This window comes from Shimia aestuarii (assembly GCF_900114635.1).
GTDB classification, from domain to species: domain Bacteria; phylum Pseudomonadota; class Alphaproteobacteria; order Rhodobacterales; family Rhodobacteraceae; genus Shimia; species Shimia aestuarii.
Window position 1 is genome coordinate 997,491 of the sequence record NZ_FOTQ01000001.1, and the last position, 15,311, is coordinate 1,012,801.

Annotated in this window: 14 protein-coding genes; 10 read left to right on the plus strand and 4 right to left on the minus strand. The window is 59.8% G+C overall.

All coding sequences use genetic code 11. The annotated features are described in order from the left end of the window. Positions 1-65: 65 nt before the first annotated feature. Positions 66-1,424: an aminotransferase class III-fold pyridoxal phosphate-dependent enzyme gene (locus BMZ35_RS05040; RefSeq protein ID WP_093091460.1), complete on the minus strand. Its 1,359-nt coding sequence runs from the start codon at positions 1,422-1,424 to the stop codon at positions 66-68. Between the two features lie 15 nt (positions 1,425-1,439). Further along, entirely contained in the window at positions 1,440-2,243 is an 804-nt protein-coding gene (locus BMZ35_RS05045; protein WP_093091462.1) for an IclR family transcriptional regulator, read from the minus strand. A 171-nt stretch (positions 2,244-2,414) separates the two neighbouring features. Here BMZ35_RS05045 and BMZ35_RS05050 point away from each other — a divergent pair, with 171 nt between their 5' ends. The 9 genes from BMZ35_RS05050 to BMZ35_RS05090 all read left to right on the plus strand — a co-directional run bounded on the left by BMZ35_RS05050 (position 2,415) and on the right by BMZ35_RS05090 (position 11,440). Next, positions 2,415-3,356, plus strand: a complete 942-nt coding sequence (locus BMZ35_RS05050; protein WP_093091464.1) for a tripartite tricarboxylate transporter substrate-binding protein — start codon at positions 2,415-2,417, stop codon at positions 3,354-3,356. A gap of 65 nt (positions 3,357-3,421) precedes the next feature. Beyond that, positions 3,422-3,952 (plus strand): tripartite tricarboxylate transporter TctB family protein, encoded by a 531-nt coding sequence (locus BMZ35_RS05055; protein WP_093091466.1) that lies wholly within the window; start codon positions 3,422-3,424, stop codon positions 3,950-3,952. 9 nt (positions 3,953-3,961) lie between these two features. After that, on the plus strand, positions 3,962-5,581 hold the full coding sequence (locus BMZ35_RS05060) for a tripartite tricarboxylate transporter permease (protein WP_093091468.1): 1,620 nt from the start codon (positions 3,962-3,964) through the stop codon (positions 5,579-5,581). Next, a complete protein-coding gene (locus BMZ35_RS05065) occupies positions 5,563-6,930 on the plus strand; it encodes an aldehyde dehydrogenase (RefSeq protein ID WP_093092584.1) in 1,368 nt (455 codons plus the stop codon). Before BMZ35_RS05060 ends, BMZ35_RS05065 begins: the two co-directional genes overlap by 19 nt. After that, positions 6,927-8,219: an aspartate aminotransferase family protein gene (locus BMZ35_RS05070; protein ID WP_093091470.1), complete on the plus strand. Its 1,293-nt coding sequence runs from the start codon at positions 6,927-6,929 to the stop codon at positions 8,217-8,219. The genes BMZ35_RS05065 and BMZ35_RS05070 overlap by 4 nt, the downstream gene beginning before the upstream one ends. Next, positions 8,216-9,154 carry a phosphotransferase enzyme family protein gene (locus BMZ35_RS05075; RefSeq protein WP_093091472.1) on the plus strand — a complete coding sequence of 313 codons (939 nt, stop codon included), beginning with the start codon at positions 8,216-8,218 and terminating at the stop codon, positions 9,152-9,154. The genes BMZ35_RS05070 and BMZ35_RS05075 overlap by 4 nt, the downstream gene beginning before the upstream one ends. Beyond that, positions 9,151-10,383 carry a Tm-1-like ATP-binding domain-containing protein gene (locus BMZ35_RS05080; RefSeq protein WP_093091474.1) on the plus strand — a complete coding sequence of 411 codons (1,233 nt, stop codon included), beginning with the start codon at positions 9,151-9,153 and terminating at the stop codon, positions 10,381-10,383. The genes BMZ35_RS05075 and BMZ35_RS05080 overlap by 4 nt, the downstream gene beginning before the upstream one ends. A gap of 69 nt (positions 10,384-10,452) precedes the next feature. Beyond that, positions 10,453-10,899, plus strand: coding sequence for a potassium channel family protein (locus BMZ35_RS05085; protein WP_093091476.1), 447 nt, complete (start codon positions 10,453-10,455; stop codon positions 10,897-10,899). Between the two features lie 31 nt (positions 10,900-10,930). Then, complete coding sequence (locus tag BMZ35_RS05090) at positions 10,931-11,440, plus strand: DUF2478 domain-containing protein (RefSeq protein WP_093091478.1); 510 nt, start codon at positions 10,931-10,933, stop codon at positions 11,438-11,440. 8 nt (positions 11,441-11,448) lie between these two features. Here the strand turns inward: BMZ35_RS05090 and BMZ35_RS05095 are convergent, their stop codons facing one another. Both BMZ35_RS05095 and BMZ35_RS05100 read right to left on the minus strand, forming a co-directional pair. Next, positions 11,449-12,528, minus strand: a complete 1,080-nt coding sequence (locus BMZ35_RS05095; protein ID WP_131814329.1) for an AI-2E family transporter — start codon at positions 12,526-12,528, stop codon at positions 11,449-11,451. A gap of 66 nt (positions 12,529-12,594) precedes the next feature. Continuing rightward, complete coding sequence (locus BMZ35_RS05100; protein WP_093091482.1) at positions 12,595-13,362, minus strand: sulfite exporter TauE/SafE family protein; 768 nt, start codon at positions 13,360-13,362, stop codon at positions 12,595-12,597. A 143-nt stretch (positions 13,363-13,505) separates the two neighbouring features. Here BMZ35_RS05100 and BMZ35_RS05105 point away from each other — a divergent pair, with 143 nt between their 5' ends. Then, a complete protein-coding gene (locus BMZ35_RS05105; protein ID WP_093091484.1) occupies positions 13,506-15,194 on the plus strand; it encodes an acyl-CoA dehydrogenase family protein in 1,689 nt (562 codons plus the stop codon). Positions 15,195-15,311: the final 117 nt, after the last annotated feature.

Consider the following 15,311-nt stretch of genomic DNA (forward strand, 5'->3'; position numbering starts at 1 on the left):
ACCGACGTGATACCGATCGCCATTTTCACCATTAACCCAATAGCTTGAGCCTGATTCGCGGGGTTTTACCCCGCGGCGGCCGCAAACCCTGCATCCAGCGCCGTCAGGATCGTCTGCACATCTTCGCTGGTCAGTACCAGCGGCGGCGACAGGATGATATTCGGCCCCGACACCCGCACCATGGCACCGTTCTGGTACGCGACTTCCTGAACGGTACCAATGGTTTGCTTGTCGATCGGCGCCTTGCTGCCCCGATCACTGGCAAGCTCCATCGCCGTCATCAGGCCCTCTCCGCCACGCACGTCGCCAATCGCCTCGTACTTGCCCTGAAGGGCCTGCAACCCGGCATAAAGCTCTGCCCCACGCGCCGCCGCGTTGTCCTTGACGTTGAGCCGCAGCGTCTCGGCCACACAAGCCAACGCCGCCGCCGCCCCCACCGGATGACCCGAGTATGTATACCCATGCCCGATCGCCGCCGCACCGCTGGTATCCTTCTCGAACACCTCTGCGACGTGCTCGGCAATCATCACTGCGCCAAACGGGAAATACCCGTTTGTTATCGCCTTAGCCGTGCACATCAGGTCCGGCTGCACCCCCCAATGCCGCGACCCGGTCCAGCTTCCACTGCGCCCAAACGCCGTGATCACCTCATCCGCGATCAACAGGATTCCATGCTTGGTACAGATCTCGCGCACACCCGGCATAAAGCTTTCATGCGGCACGATTACGCCCCCGGCCCCAAGGATCGGCTCCATGATCATTGCGGCGATTGTGCCTGCGCCTTGGAACGCGATTTCGTCCTCAAGCGCCTGCAAACAAAGGGCCGACAGCTTCTCGGGATCGGTTTCGTTGAACGGGTTGCGATAGGTGTAAGGTGCGGGAATATGGTAGCACCCGGGCAAAAGCGGCTCGTACTGGGTGCGGAAATTCGCGTTCCCGTTGACGCTCGCGCCGCCCATATGCGTCCCGTGATAGCCTTTCTTCAGCGACAGGAACTTGGTCCGCCCCGCCTCGCCCCGCACCTTGTGATACTGCCGCGCCAGACGCAGCGCGGTTTCCACCGAATCCGACCCACCCGAAGTATAGAAAGCCCGTGTCAGGCCATCCGGTTCATAGAACTCGCGCAGGACCTCGCTCAGCTCAATGATCACGTCATTGGTCGTGCCTCGGAAGGTCGAATAATAGGGCAACACGTCCAGCTGGCGCGCAATTGCATCCTTCACCGGCTGGCACGAAAACCCGAGGTTCACGTTCCAGAGGCCGCCGACCCCGTCGACCACCTCATGCCCATCCACATCCCGGATGCGCACACCTTCAGCGCCGGTCACGATGGTGGGCGGGTTGTTCAGACTGTCGGCCGGATGCGCCATCGGATGCCAAAGCGACCGGGCGTTCTTTTCCTTAAGAAAATTGCTGTCTTTCATGGTTTAACCTCTGTTTCAGGCCGCGGGCGCATGCCCGGGCATCGTTTCGAATTTTGTTTTGAAGGAGGCCGGTGGGAACCCGCCAAGAAGTCGAGTCATCTCCAAAGCGGCGCGCGGTACTTCGGCGCGAATCACGGCACGAAGCGCATCGCTCATCCGGGCGACGGGCGCCGCAACAGCCACCGCGCCATAACAACGCTGCTGCGCATCAAACACGGGGGCGGCATGCGAATGCACATCCTCTTCAAAACCGCTGACGTTTTCGGCAATGCCCGACCGGCGCACATCCTCCAACTGCCCGAGAATCACCTCCGGGTCGGTCACGGACATGGGGGTGCGTCGTTCAAGCGGTTGGGCCAGAACCTGTGTAACAAAGGCCGTGTCGCTATGCGCCAGAACAGCCAATCCCGAGCTGGTCGAATGGAAGGTGATGACCTCCGCGTCATCCATCGTCACCCGCGTGCCGTGCTGAACACTGTAGCTATAGGCCAGCGTGCACAACTGGTCGCCCTGCAGGATGGACATATGCGTCGTTTCACCGGTGGCCGCGCTCAGCCGGTCCAGCACCTGCTGGGCCATCTCGCGCATGGGCACAGCCGCTTCCCGCAGACTCGCAAGACGCAGGAAAACTGGTCCCAAGCGATAGGCACGCCCCGATCCAACCTGCTCAACGAATCCGTTTTCTGCCAGTTCAGTGAGCAGACGAAACACCGTCGCCTTGTTCAGCCCGGTCAGCCTCGTCATCTCGGAAAGCCCGATCTCCTGCCGGTCCCGAGAGAAAAATCCAAGCAAAGACAATGCCTTGGATACTGTTCCCATAATGTCCTCCCGGTTTAAGCTGCCCCTGGGTCAGGCGGTTTCAAAATTTTCCCGTGATCACGGTTTCTAAAAGTGTTGACAGATTAATAGTTAACCTGTCAATCTATTTTCGAACCTTTGGTTTGAATAATGAACCGCACACAAGTGCGATCAGAAAACAGGGAGACCAGAATGAAAACGACCCAGATACTCGGCGGCGCCCTTGCGCTTGCCATGACGGCCATGGGCGGCGCAGCCCTTGCCGAATACCCCGAAAAACCCGTCAGCTTCGTTGTGCCGTGGCCTCCCGGTGATCTCGAAGACGTGCTGACTCGCATGATTGCCGAAGACTTCCAGGCCGAATACGGCGTGGCAGCAGCCGTGGTGAATAAACCCGGCGGCGGCGGTGGCCCCTTCCCCGGCGCGATTGGCGTCGCAACGGCGCCGGCTGACGGCTACACCATTGGTTCCTTCGTACCCGCCGTCCCGGTGATCGGCCACGAAATCGGCATCGACGAACTCGCCGACGAAGTCTTTGAACCGATTGGCATTTTCCTTACCTACCCGTTCGTGATTGCCACTGCAGGAGACGCACCTTATTCGTCCATGGCCGAGTTGGCCGAGTATGCAAAATCCAACGACGTGGCGCTTGGCCATTTCGGTGATGTGCTGACGCCGACCCAGGTAACCAAGGCATTCGCAGTGAATGCCGGTTTTGAATGGGGATCGGATGCGGCCTTTGACGCGCTCGACTGCAACACGCTGGCTTCGGGCGACGCCGATGTGATCAACACGACGCTGCAACTGATCCTGCCCTGCCTCGACAGCGTCAAGGTTCTGACCTCGATCACCGGCGAGCGCATTTCTCTGGTGCCGGATGCACCGACCATTGGTGAGCTGGACAGCACGCTCGACATCGCTCTTTGGAACGGGCTGTTCGTGCACAAGGACACCCCCCAGGACGCCCGTGACAAGATCGCAGCCGTCGCGGCGAAAACCGTGATGAGCGACCGCGCTCAGGCCGTAGCGAAGGAAACCGGTGCGTTGGTTTACTGGGCCGATGCCGCCGCGTCGGCCGACATCATCGCCAAGGACAAGGCGACTGTCGCACACATCGGCAAGCTTCTGGAATAAAACACCTTTTCAGGGCCGGGATTTGAGAAAACCCCGGCCCTCTTTGCATCCAAGGGACCGCCGACATGAGTTCACTCGAGGAAAAACGCTTCCCCGGCCCGCTACGTGGCCAGTTGATATTTGCCATCGTGTTCTTTGTCGTGGCCCTGCTTCTGCTGTCCCAGATCGGCGAGCAGACAAAGTGGGTCAAACGGACCAAGTTCTTTGCCCAGCCCCGTTTCTGGCCTGCGGTCGGACTGATCGGCATGGTCGTGTTCGGAGGGCTGCATCTCTGGAAGCTGCCACGCCGCCGGTTTGACCGGATGGACTACCGCGAATGGCGCATCTGGTTCCTTGCGATTGAATGGGTTGGCTGGTTCCTGCTCTATGTTCTGCTGGTCCCTATCATCGGCTACCTACCAACAACGATGATCTTCATGCCCATTATCACTTGGCGCCTTGGCTATCGTGACAAGCGCATGCTGTGGGTGGCGGCGACCTTCGGAACACTCGTCGTGGTGCTGTTCAAATCCTTGCTTCAGGTCAAGATCCCCGGTGGCCTGATCTATGAATACCTGCCCAGCGCGCTGCGCAGCTTCTTTATCCTGAACCTGTAAAGGCGCGCCATGGACCTCATTCTTTCCTCCATCGACATTCTTGCCCGCTGGGACGTTCTGCTTGCCCTGCTTGCGGGATCCGTGGGCGGCGTTCTGATTGGCGCTATCCCCGGTGTCGGCCCGGCCGTTGCCATTGCGATCCTGCTGCCTGCGACGTTTTCGATGGACCCGATCGTCGGTCTGACCGTGCTACTTGGCATCTATGGCAGCTCGATGTATGGCGGCTCGATCCCCGCGATCCTGATCAACACCCCCGGCACGGCCGTCAACGCCCTGACCACCTATGACGGCTACCCCATGACAGCGCGCGGCGAAGCCCGCCGTGCCCTGTCACTGGCCTATTCCGCATCCTTTTTCGGCGGTGTTTTCTCGGTAGTCTGCCTGATCCTGTTTGCCCCGATCCTTGCAAAGATCGCCCCCATGTTCGGCAGCCGCGAGATCTTTCTCGCCGCGCTCCTTGGCATCATCCTTGTGGTCATTGCCCATCGCGGCCAATCGTTGATCGCCGCCGCGCTGGCCTGTTTCGGCATCTTCCTCAACACAGTTGGACTCGAAGCGGTCAAATACTCTAAACGCTACACATTTGATCAGTCATTCCTGTCTTCCGGCGTCAACCTGATCGTGGTCGTACTCGGCCTTTTCGCCCTGTCCCAGGCCTTCTATCTCTTACAGGGCGAGGACGAAAAAACCCGCATCACAAAACTGCGCGGCGGGCTGTTCCAAGGCTTACGGGAACTGGCCCGCCACCCCCGTGTCGCAGGCGTTTCGGGCACGTTTGGCGTCCTCATGGGCATGATCCCCGGCGTCGGTGAGTTCACGGCACAGTTCCTGAGTTACACCTACGCCCAGAAAACCTCAAAACGCCCGCAGGATTTCGGCCACGGCTCTTCCGAGGGCCTGATTGCTGCCGAAACGGCCAACAACGCAGTACCGGCCGCCGCCATGGTTCCGCTGCTTGCGCTTGGCATCCCGGGCGAAGCGCTCACGGCGATGATGCTCAGCGTATTCTACGTGCACAACGTGGTGCCCGGCCCGCAACTGTTCCAGAACCAGATGGACTTTGTCGTCGCGCTCTATATTGCGCTTCTTCTGCTCAACGTGCTGGTGCTGGTTTTTCTGCTCTTTGCCACAAACCACCTGATCAAGGTCGTAAAAATCCCCAACCGTTTCCTCGGCGCCTGCATCCTCGTGCTCAGCTTTGTCGGGGTCTATTCCTTGCGCAACTCGGTTACGGATTGCCTGATTGCCTCGGCATTCGGCATCTTCGGATTTGTCCTGAAACGCCTGTCACTTCCGGCAGTCCCGATCATCCTCGGCATGGTTCTGGGCGGCATCATGGAGGTGAAGCTACGCGCCGGCATGGCACGGGTCAAAACTCCGTTCGACTTCATTGATCGCCCCATCGCCATGATCCTGTTCCTGATGATTGTGGGCGTTCTCATTCTGCATTTCATACGCGTCCTGAAGGACCGCAAAGACCTCAAGGAGGCCAAATGGTCGACCAAGCACGCATCGACGAACTTCGGCATGCACCTCTTCCGCCGCAAAAGCTTTTTGTTGCGGGAACGTGGCAGGAAGGTTCGGGAGAAACACTTGAAGTACAATCCCCGATCGACGGACAAACGCTGACAACGCTTGCGGGCGCTTCGACATCCGATGTGGATCGCGCTGTTGCCGCCGCCCGCTCGGCTTTTGAAGATGGCCGCTGGTCGCGCATTGCCCCTGCCGCGCGCAAAAGGGTTCTGCACCGGCTGGCGGACCTGATTGAGAAACACGCGCTGGAACTGGCGGTACTGGGTGTGCGTGACAATGGCACCGAACTTAATATGGCGCTCAAGGCGGAGCCTGGATCAGCCGCGGGCACATTCCGTTACTACGCTGAAGCGATAGACAAGATATACGGTGAGATCGCCCCAACGGCGCCTGGAACTCTGGGCCTCGTCCACAAGGAACCCGTGGGCGTGGTCGGTGCCATTGTGCCCTGGAATTTCCCGCTGATGATCGGCGCGTGGAAGCTGGCCCCGGCCTTGGCTGCAGGCAACTCCGTTGTGCTCAAGCCCGCCGAAACTGCGTCGCTTTCGCTTCTGAAACTGGCCGAACTGGCCGCCGAAGCCGGGGTGCCTGAAGGAGTTCTCAACGTGGTGACCGGCTCTGGCGCCGTCGCGGGTGAAGCCCTCGCCATGTCGATGGATGTCGATGTGCTGGTCTTCACCGGCTCCGGCCCGGTGGGGCGCCGCCTTTTGGAATACTCCGCCCGGTCCAATCTCAAGCGGGTCTATCTGGAGCTTGGGGGAAAGTCCCCCAATATCGTTTTTGCCGACGCCCCGGACCTCGAAGAGGCTGCCATGGTGTCTGCCGGGGGGATTTTCCGAAACTCGGGACAGGTCTGTGTCGCCGGGTCGCGTCTTCTGGTCGAAGAGAGCATTCATGACACCTTTGTCGAACGCGTCGCGCATCATGCCCGTCAACTCAAGGTTGGCGATCCGCTTGACCTCACGACCAATGTCGGGGCCGTAAACTCCCTGCGACAGTTGGAGGGCAACCTTGGCTTCATCGACAGTGCCCGCAGCGAGGGCAACACCATCGCGCTTGGCGGCAACCGCATCCTTGAGGAAACCGGTGGCTATTACATGGAACCCACCATTGTCACCGATGTGGGGCCGCAAGACCGGATCGCGCGGAACGAGGTCTTCGGCCCGGTACTGAGCGTGCAGACCTTCGAAACCGACGCCGAGGCCCTCGCCCTTGCCAATGGCACCGATTATGGTCTTGCCGCCGGAGTCTGGACCAGCAATCTCAGCCGCGCGCACAACATGGTTGCGGGCATCCGGTCGGGCGTGGTGCACGTGAACACTTACGGAGGCGCAGACGCGACCGTGCCGCTGGGGGGGATGAAGCAATCGGGCAACGGGCACGACAAGTCCCTGCATGCGATGGACAAATACCTCGACCTGAAAACCGCCTGGATCAAGCTATGACCGCGACGCAAACACTGGTTGACCGCCGCGCGAAACTGCTCGGCCCCAATGTCAGTACATTCTACGACGACCCCGTTCATATCGTGCGCGGCGAAGGCGTTTGGGTCTGGGACGCAGACGGGCGACAGTACCTCGATTGCTATAACAACGTCCCCCATGTGGGGCACTGCCATCCGAAAGTTGTCGAGGCAATCTGCAAACAGGCCTCCACCCTCAATACCCACACACGCTATCTGCACGAAGGCATTCTGGACTATGTCGAGGACCTGACCGACACATTCGACGACCCGCTCAACACCGCCATCATGACCTGCACGGGGTCCGAGGCAAACGACATTGCTCTGCGCATGGCGCAGGGCATCACCGGCAACACCGGTGTGATTGCCACCGATCACACCTATCACGGCAATACCATGGCGGTGTCGCAACTCTCATGCACCAATCCGCCACCCGATCGCTGGAACAATGTCGCCTTTGTCCCAGCACCTGACAGCTATCGCCCCTTGGGCGGCGAAGGTGGACAGGCCCACGCGCAAGCTTTTGCCGCAGAAATCGAGCGCGCCATTGCGGAGCTTCAGGAGCGCGGGCATCAACTGTCGGCCCTCATTATTTGTCCCTACTTCGCCAATGAAGGTTTCCCAACACTGGAAAAGGGCTTTCTACGGCCTGCGATTGACGCCGTGCGCAAGGCGGGGGGCATCATCATCGCTGACGAAGTCCAGCCCGGTTTTGGCCGTCTCGGCACTGATTTCTGGGGGCACCAGAAGGCAGGGTTCCTGCCTGATGTCGTCGCCTTGGGCAAACCCATGGCGAACGGACACCCGGTTGGCGGCGTCGTCACCAGCCCTGAAATCATGGCGGCATTCCGGAAGAACTTTCGATATTTCAACACCTTTGGCGGCAACCCCGTTTCTGCCGCCGCCGCCCGGGCAACTTTGCGTATCGTGCACGACGAAGGCCTGATGGAAAACGCGCGCGCCGTCGGCGACTATGCCCGCGACGGGTTGCGCAAATTGGCGGAAACCCACTCCTGCATAGGGGATGTGCGTGGTTCGGGATTGTTCTTCGGCGCTGAATTGGTCCTCGACCGAGAGTCGCGCGCACCTGCCACAGCCTTCACCAAACAAATTGCTAACGCGATGCGCCGCAAAGGCGTTCTGCTGAACTTTCTTGGCATCCACTATAATGCTCTCAAAATCCGCCCGCCGCTTCCGTTTTCACGAGAGAACGCGGATCTGATGCTGGAGCGTCTGGACGAGGCGCTGACCGAAACGCCGCTTGCTCCATGACCGATCCCGTCGTGCAACAGGCCCTGCCTCTCTGGGGTTTGCAGGGGGCAGACTTCTCACTGCTCGCGCAACGCGAGAACCATGTCTACGCTGTGCGACAGGGCACAACGAAATACGCACTACGCCTGCACCGCCCGGGTTATCGCACGACGCCCGAACTGGTCTCGGAACTCGATTGGATGATGTACCTGTCCCGTCAAGGCCTGCACGTCCCTGCACCAATCCCGACCCACGACGGCTCATACCTGGCGAAACTTGGGACCATCCACGCCAGCCTGTTGACATGGCTCGACGGCACGCCAATCGGAGAGGGCTCGGAGATTAGTGAGGGTTCCCCCACACAGATCGCCCGGATGGTGGGGCGAGAAATGGCGCGCCTTCACGATCTCACCGACAACTGGGGCTGTCCCAATGCCTTTGTCCGCCCCAACTGGACCGCGGACGCCCTATTAGGGGAAAATCCTCTTTGGGGGCGCTTCTGGGAACACCCGCACCTTTCACCAGACCAAAAAAACCTCCTGCTGAAGACCCGCTCCCGCGCCTCTCGAGACCTTCATGCTCTGGAAGCCGATGAAGGCCTGATCCATGCGGACCTTTTGACCGAGAACATCCTGCTGTGGAACGATGGTCTTGGCATTCTCGACTTTGACGATTGCGCGATCGGATACCGCTCTTTCGAACTTGCGACATTTCTGCTGCGCTACCTCGAACGCCGGGATTTTCCCGATTTGCGCAACGCCTTGCTAGACGGATACGCCGCGCGTCGTGCCATCTCGGCGGAGGAGCTTGATCTCATGCTTCTATTGCGCGCCTTGACTTACGTGGGCTGGATCATCCCGCGCCTGAATGAACCCGGCGGCGAGACCCGCTCGAAAAGAATGATCGCCAGGGCCACGGGCTTGGCCAATACATACCTGGAAGGGAGACCATCATGAGCCAGGAAAAAACCATTCTCGTTGTCGGCACCTACGATACCAAGGACGATGAATTGAACTATATGTGCGACTGTATCCGGAGTCAGGGCGGCAACGTGCTGTCGATGGATGTGAGCGTGCTGGGCGATCCCTCGCAGCCGACGGATTATTCGAAACATGATGTCGCCGAAGAGGGCGACAGCTCGATCCAGGCCGCAATCGACTCGGGCGACGAAAACATCGCCATGCAGATCATGGCACAAGGCGCGTCGCTCCTCGCTCTGCGGCTCTATCACGAAGGCAAGGTGGATGGCGTTGTCGTGCTTGGCGGCACCATGGGGACCGACCTGGCGCTGGACGTGTGCCAGGCGCTGCCGCTAGGTGTCCCGAAGTACGTGGTCTCGACGGTAAGCTTCTCACAGCTTCTGCCGCCGGAACGACTTGCGGCGGATATACAGATGATCCTGTGGGCCGGAGGTCTCTACGGGCTTAACTCGGTCTGCAAATCGTCACTGTCACAGGCGGCGGGTGCCGTTTTGGGCGCGGCCCGCGCCGTGGAAAAACCCAAAGGGGACAAGCCCTTGATCGGCATGACTTCGTTTGGAAAGACCATTCTACACTATATGGTCACACTCAAACCCGCGCTGGAAGAGCGTGGGTTTGAGGTGGCCGTATTCCACGCCACAGGAATGGGCGGGAGGGCCTTTGAGTCCTTGGCTGCAGAGGGGGCCTTTGCCTGTGTCATGGATTTTGCGACGCAGGAGGTGGGCAACCACCTGATGGGTGGACTGTCTGCCGGGGCCGACCGGCTGACAAATGCCGGGGCCAGCGCCACTCCGCAGATCGTGGCCCCTGCCTGTTATGACCTGGTTGACCTTGTGGGCTGGAAACCGCTCCCCGACCAGATGAGCGAAAAGCCCGCGCATGACCACAACAGGCTTTTGAAGTCTGTGGTGCTGGATAACGAAGAGCGCCGCGCCGTGGCGCGGGCGCTTTGCGAGAAACTGGCCACGGCCAAGGGGCCGACGAGCTTCATAATGCCCAAGGGCGGTTGCAACGAATGGGATAGGCCCGGTGCTGACCTTCACGACGCGGCGGGTCTTGCCGCCTTTGTGGAAGAGATCGAAGCCGCGATGCCCGAAACGGTCGATTACGTGTCGCTAGACGGACATATCAATGACGCCCAATTCTGTGAAACGGTCCTGCGTATCTTTGACGGTTGGGTCGCAGATGGCACGGTGAAACGCTGAAATCACGGCTTGAAGCCCTGCCGCCCGCACCTCTACTGTGTGTCAACGATCAGGTGAGAGGGGCGGGCCGTGGGACAAATCGACCAACTGTTTTGGGGATCGGTCCTGCTCGGGATCTGTGCCGTCATTCACGTGGGAATGCTGTCTCTGAGCATTCGGCTTCTCGAACGGCTGGGCGTTGCCCTCGAAGAACGGCTGCCCTCGTTGCGCGTGTCGATCATCGTGCTGTTCGCGTTCGGCATGATCGTGCTGTCGCATACGATCCATGTGTGGATCTGGGCCGGGACGCTGATGCGCATGGGGGCGATCACCTATTGGTTTGACGCCATATACTTTTCCCTGGTGACATATACGACCGTGGGATACGGGGACATTGTTCTGCCCATCGCATTCCGCGTGTTCGGCGCATTTGGCGGCGTTACGGGGATTTTGTGTTTCGGTGTCAGCACCGCCTTTCTTGTTGCCCTGCTTGGGCGCCTGTTGCCGCGTTCGCTCACGGGGTTAAAGCGCGATTGAACACGGCAGCACCCAAGGTTATCTACGACATATGCTAAAAATTGCTTACACCATGGCGCACGGGCGCGGCGAACTGGATCTGTTGCTGGCCGATCTCGCGCAACGGCTCGAGGCGCGCGGCCTTAGAACCCGCGGCATTGTCCAGATCAACAGCGGCTGCGAAACCGATCAGAAATGTGACATGGATGTGCAGGTCCTGCCGGACGGTCCCATGATCCGCATTTCGCAGTTCCTTGGCAAAGAGGCGCGCGGATGCCGGCTTGACCCAAACGCCATGGCCGCAGCGGTGGCCGAGGTCGAGCGCTCTATGGCAACGTCATACGACGTTTTCCTGCTCAATAAATTCGGCAAGCAAGAGGCCGAGGGGCGCGGGTTTCGCGACCTTCTGGCCGAAGCTGCGGCCAGCGGCGCCACGGTCATTGCCGGGACAAACCCACTTAACGCACCCGTTTTTGAAGAGTTTTCGGATGGTGAAGCGAGCTGTGTCGCCCCGGATATCGACGCGCTTCTGGCGTGGTATGACAAGGTAAACGCCGCCTGACGCGTGTTTCAATCGTCCACTTCGCTGGGAACCTGACCGTTGTTGGTCAGCAAAACCGCCAATGGCCGCGTCGTTTGGAAGAACGACATGATCGTCATGACCCCCGAGGTCAGGATCACCGAAAGGATTGCACCGATCGGCCCCCAGATCGCGGTCCATGCAGCAAGGGACACCATCACGATGACCGGAGACAGGTTCATGGAACGCCCCATCAAACGGGGCTCCCAGAAATACCCCACCCCGAATTGCGTGACGCTCAGGGCGCCAAACAACAGTACCGCCTTCAGACCCAACCCGAAATCGCCGATTGCAAACAGCATGGGCAGGGCCATCGCGATCCAGCTTCCAACATAGGGAATATAGTTGAACACCGCTGTCAGCACGGCAAAAAAGGCCGCGAACTCGACCCCGAACAACAGGAAGATAACGTAGCAGATCACGCCAAGCACGGCATTGATCAGCGTTTTGGTGGTGAAATAGGTGCCGATCTGATCCGTGATCAGGTCGATCGTGCGCCAGACCGTCTGGCGGCTTTCCGCATCGGGCACGACAACCTGAAGCTTGGTGGCAATGCTTTCACGTTCGATCAGGAACAGGATGGCATAAAGAAACACCAGCGCCAAGTAGCCGGCGGAATAGCTGAGCGAATTGACCGTGTAGCGAATGAGCGCCTGCAGGTCGACATTGTCGAAAACCAGCCGGTCAAGCGATTGCCATGTCACCTCAAGCTCATAGTCGAAGCGCGCCGCGAAGGCCGAGAGAATGCCGGACAGGGACTCTGCGTATTGTGGGATGGCGCGCACGACCGGTTCAAGGTTGCGGGCAAAGAACGCCACGCCAACGGTCAGCACGACAAACAACACGAATGTTGCCATGGTCATGCGCAGCCAGGCCGGGATGACCCGGGAATAGAGCGGGATGCGCGAGAGCAAGTTGGAAATACCATCCATGAGAAACGCGACCAGCGCCCCAAGCACGATGGGCACCAGGATTGGCTGGGCTTCTTTCAGCACCCACCCGATGGCAATCGTGGCGATCACCGCGAGGCTGACCGCCGAGATACGCATAGATGTCTCGATCCGTTTCACAGGCGGTCCTTCCTCTGGCGTTGCGCCATCCTATCGCGTGGCACAGGGCGGGCAAGGGGGATCGCTCTAGCCAATCAGCGCGCGCCGGATCAGGTTCAGTCCCGCAATGGTGAGCACCAGAAGCGTGGCCTTGCGAAACGTCGCCTGGTCGATGCGGTCATGGATCCGCCCGCCAAGCCACATTCCCAGGATCGCAGGGGGCACCAGCATCAGCGAGAACAACGCCGTGTCACCGCGCAGTACTCCCGAACCGATGTGGGCAAAGAACAAGAGCACCGCGCCCAGCCCGTAGATTACGCCTTGCACGCGGATTTGCTCGGCCTTTTCGGTGCCCAACGCGGTCAGATACGCCACTGTGGGTGGCCCCCAGACACCGGACACCCCCCCGATCCCGCCAGCGATCGCGGCAATCACCGCCTCGACCCGACGGGACGGTTTGGACAGGGCGATGGTCACGCCGAACAATTGCATGGCGGCAAACGCGGTCACGGGCAGACCGATAAGCAGCAGGAAGGCGTTCTGTGGCAGCACCCGCACGAACTGGGCCGAGATCACCAGCGCCACCGCGCCGACCAGAAGAAAGGTGCGGAACCTCACGACCGAGTGCAGCGCGGCCCGCGGTCCCTGACGCAGGGCCTGCATGCCGTTTGTCACCACCGTCGGCAGGATCAACCCGGCAAGGGCCCAGTCAGGGGTCAGGAAGGTTGACAGGGCAGAAACCAGAACCATGGGCATTCCGAACCCCACCATCCCCTTGATGATCCCGGCAAAAACCGCGATCAGAAGGGACGAGACCAGAAGCACTGGGCCAAGGTGGGTCAGAATTGCATCCATGGTTTGCTATAGGGCGTAAACCCCATGGGCGCAAAATCTTTAACGCGCAACAAACGAACAAAACCAGCGCAGCATTCGTATTTATGTTGCGCTGCACCTGCAAAAGAAATATGTCACACTGCAGAAAAAGAGGAACATGATTCATGGCCCATGATGGACAGGACCTGACGATGACAAAAGCCGTAATTCTCCCCGATTTGCTTTCCCTGACCGGTGCGGCGGTAGCCCCGGTGGAAGCGATTCTGGAAACCGCCAAAAACCGCGTACGTGAGACCGTATCCGAAAATGGTAAAGTTTCCGGAAAGCTGATCGAAGAAAATCAGTCGGCCGCGCATGGTCTTGCATGGCTGGCAACCTACGTGCAGTCGCTGCAACAGATGCAGGCCTGGGCCGAACGCCTTCAGTCGGACGGCAAGTTCGGCGAAATGGAACAGCTGATCCACCAGATCGCCTTTGGTGAATACCTCTGGCAGATCTATGGCGGCATCCCGATGAGCCAGAACGAGATCGTGCGCCTGCAGGATCTGGGTCTTACGCAGGACGAGACCCGCGGCCTGATGGCGCCCGAAATCATGACCCTATGCCAACAGGGCAACAGCCAGGCCGCACGTATGCGTCTTGTCGACCTGATGCAGGACAACGCGGGCCACGCGACCTTTGGCGCGACCGGTCTGGACGAAGAGCTGGAAATGATCCGAGAACAGTTCCGCCGTTATGCCGACGAACGGGTGATTCCCAACGCTCATGAATGGCACCTGAATGACGAGCTGATCCCGATGGAAATCATCGAGGAACTGGGCGAGATGGGCGTGTTTGGCCTGACCATTCCCGAGGAATATGGTGGGCTTGGCCTCTCCAAAGCGTCGATGGTTGTGGTATCCGAAGAACTGTCGCGCGGCTATATCGGTGTGGGCTCGCTGGGCACCCGTTCCGAGATCGCGGCCGAGCTGGTCGAAGCGGGCGGCACCGAGGAACAGAAACAGCAGTGGCTGCCGAAACTGGCCAGCGCCGAGATCCTGCCGACCGCCGTATTCACCGAACCGAACACCGGGTCGGACCTTGGCAGCCTGCGCACCCGCGCGGTCAAAAATGCCGAGGGTGACTGGGAGGTTACGGGCAACAAGACGTGGATCACCCACGCCGCGCGGACCCATGTAATGACCCTTTTGGCGCGCACTGATCCCAACACGACCGACCACCGCGGCCTGTCGATGTTCCTTGCCGAAAAGACGCCGGGCACCGACGAGAACCCCTTCCCCACCGAAGGCATGACCGGTGGCGAAATCGAGGTTCTGGGCTATCGCGGTATGAAGGAATACGAGCTTGGCTTTGACGGGTTCAAGGTCAAGGGTGAAAACCTTTTGGGCGGCGTCGAAGGTCAGGGCTTCAAACAGCTGATGAAGACGTTTGAAGCGGCGCGTATCCAGACCGCCGCCCGCGCCATCGGCGTGGCACAAAACGCGCTTGAGGTCGGCATGCAGTATGCCAATGACCGCAAGCAATTCGGCAAATCACTGATCCACTTCCCGCGGGTTGCGGGCAAGCTGGCGATGATGGCAGTCGAGATCATGGTGGCGCGTCAGCTGACCTATTTCAGCGCCTGGGAAAAAGACCACGGCCAGCGCTGTGACCTTGAAGCGGGTATGGCGAAGCTGTTGGGGGCCCGCGTGGCATGGGCCAGCGCGGACAACGCGCTGCAGATCCATGGCGGCAACGGATTCGCGCTGGAATACCAGATCAGCCGGATCCTGTGTGACGCGCGTATCCTCAATATCTTTGAAGGTGCGGCGGAAATTCAGGCACAGGTGATTGCCCGCCGCCTGCTGGGCTAAGCCTCCCTAACAGGAAGTGAAGATGCCGCCCCGCGTGATGCCGACAGGTGTTGCGCGGGGCGAATGCGTTTTGCTGTGATGTAAAAGGGTAAATTCCTGAAAACGTGCGGTTTCCCC

Excerpts from the sequence above, each read along its gene's own strand:
- BMZ35_RS05040 (WP_093091460.1), bottom strand. The coding sequence starts at position 1,424 with ATGAAAGACAGCAATTTTCTTAAGGAAAAGAACGCCCGGTCGCTTTGG.
- BMZ35_RS05045 (WP_093091462.1), bottom strand. The coding sequence starts at position 2,243 with ATGGGAACAGTATCCAAGGCATTGTCTTTGCTTGGATTTTTCTCTCGG.
- BMZ35_RS05050 (WP_093091464.1), top strand. The coding sequence starts at position 2,415 with ATGAAAACGACCCAGATACTCGGCGGCGCCCTTGCGCTTGCCATGACG.
- BMZ35_RS05055 (WP_093091466.1), top strand. The coding sequence starts at position 3,422 with ATGAGTTCACTCGAGGAAAAACGCTTCCCCGGCCCGCTACGTGGCCAG.
- BMZ35_RS05060 (WP_093091468.1), top strand. The coding sequence starts at position 3,962 with ATGGACCTCATTCTTTCCTCCATCGACATTCTTGCCCGCTGGGACGTT.
- BMZ35_RS05070 (WP_093091470.1), top strand. The coding sequence starts at position 6,927 with ATGACCGCGACGCAAACACTGGTTGACCGCCGCGCGAAACTGCTCGGC.
- BMZ35_RS05075 (WP_093091472.1), top strand. The coding sequence starts at position 8,216 with ATGACCGATCCCGTCGTGCAACAGGCCCTGCCTCTCTGGGGTTTGCAG.
- BMZ35_RS05080 (WP_093091474.1), top strand. The coding sequence starts at position 9,151 with ATGAGCCAGGAAAAAACCATTCTCGTTGTCGGCACCTACGATACCAAG.
- BMZ35_RS05090 (WP_093091478.1), top strand. The coding sequence starts at position 10,931 with ATGCTAAAAATTGCTTACACCATGGCGCACGGGCGCGGCGAACTGGAT.
- BMZ35_RS05100 (WP_093091482.1), bottom strand. The coding sequence starts at position 13,362 with ATGGATGCAATTCTGACCCACCTTGGCCCAGTGCTTCTGGTCTCGTCC.
- BMZ35_RS05105 (WP_093091484.1), top strand. The coding sequence starts at position 13,506 with ATGGCCCATGATGGACAGGACCTGACGATGACAAAAGCCGTAATTCTC.